The following is a 1,419-nucleotide window of genomic DNA, read 5'->3' as shown; positions in this document are numbered from 1 at the left end:
GCGTCCTGAGAGAGTGACAAAACCTTGCGCGTCAATTTGGGCTAAGTCGCCAGTCGCTAACCATTCTTGAGTAAACGGCTCATTCAAATAGCCAAGAGCAACGTTGCCTTTGACAAGCAGTTCACCATCTTCCGCGATACGAATCTGAGTGTGCGGAAGTGGTTTGCCACACGTTCCTGCTTTAAATGTGGCTGGTGTATTCAAACAAACGACGGAGCCACATTCAGATAAGCCATAACCTTCAAACGCAGGGATGTTCAGCGCATGCGCGGTGTTAATCAGTTGCGACGACACTCTTGCGCCGCCAACGGCGACAAATTTTAGAGAATCCACAAGAGAGGGCTGCTGTTTCGCGATCTGAATGAGCGCAAGCAATAAAGCCGGTGTTAGCACTAAGCTTTCTGGTTTGATGGTCGCTAATGCTTGTGCAAACAGACGCGGTTCGAATTGGCTTGAACCGAGTAGGCCGGTTTGTGCTCCGGGTAAAATATATGACGTCACGCCCAACATGAGTGGAACATAAACGCCGGTTATGTTCTCGAGAAGGGTCGATAACGGAAGCAGCACTAAGTGTGAGTGCGCCGTGCCGTTTACTGCGTCGGCGAGCGATTTCGCCACCAAACACAAATGATCATTGCTTAAACACACGCCTTTAGGCTGACCAGTCGAGCCCGACGTAAATGTGATTTTTCCGGTTTCTGGTAGATAAGCTACCTGTGTATCTACATCTCCCAACTGGTTACGACGCAGCAAAGGCAAATTTGCAATGGAAAACGAATGGTCTTGCTGGTTAAAGTTTTGCTTAGGATGAGAAGCCAACCATGCTTGCCAATCGCCGACTAAAGCATCGACGCCTGATTGCTCTAACGTATGTTCAACTTGTGCATCAGAGAAAAAAGTCGGAATAGGTACGACGACTATGTCTGCCGCCATCGCCGCCAAATCAACAATGGCCCAATCGATGCTGTTTTCTGCGCGTAGCGCGAGTGCTTTGATGTTCTGTGCAATAAGCTCGGCGGCAACTTGTTCGACCTTGTTTAACAATTCAAAGTAAGTCAGTTCAACCGTTTGATCAGCCTCGTAGCCGACAAGTGCTACTCGATCTGGTGTCGTTTTTGCCCATTTTGTAATGGCATCGAGGAGAATATTCATACATCACCTATATTCTGGCGTTGTGTTTAACCAAGTTGTTGCGGTTGTGGTTGTGTTTTTAACGACGTTTACTTTTCTATCTAGGCTTGTTTGCGTTTTCTTTCTTGGACTAATCGAAGACGCTCTAGTCCTTTTTGCAAATTGCCAGCTAACACACGCGGTTGATGTTCGTAGTATGACCCCCAAGTGGACTCGGCATCGGGGACTTTGTTTTGATCGGCCTGCGCGATGATATGAGGCTCCAATCCTAGGCGCGCCATCATGGCG

2 protein-coding genes are annotated in these 1,419 nt (G+C 48.2%); both read right to left on the bottom strand.

Going from position 1 to position 1,419, the window contains the following annotated elements; translation table 11 throughout:
• The coding region (locus R7Z50_RS24175) for an AMP-binding protein (RefSeq protein ID WP_318149307.1) at positions 1–1,152 on the bottom strand (1,152 nt) is incomplete at its 3' end.
• An 80-nt stretch (positions 1,153–1,232) separates the two neighbouring features.
• Positions 1,233–1,419 (bottom strand): thermostable hemolysin (locus tag R7Z50_RS24170; protein WP_318149306.1); only part of this gene is annotated, 187 nt, incomplete at its 5' end.

Source organism: Vibrio sp. 1249-1 (genome assembly GCF_033340495.1).
The sequence above is the reverse complement of the archived record's forward strand: the minus strand, read 5'-3'. Positions and strand labels throughout refer to the sequence as shown.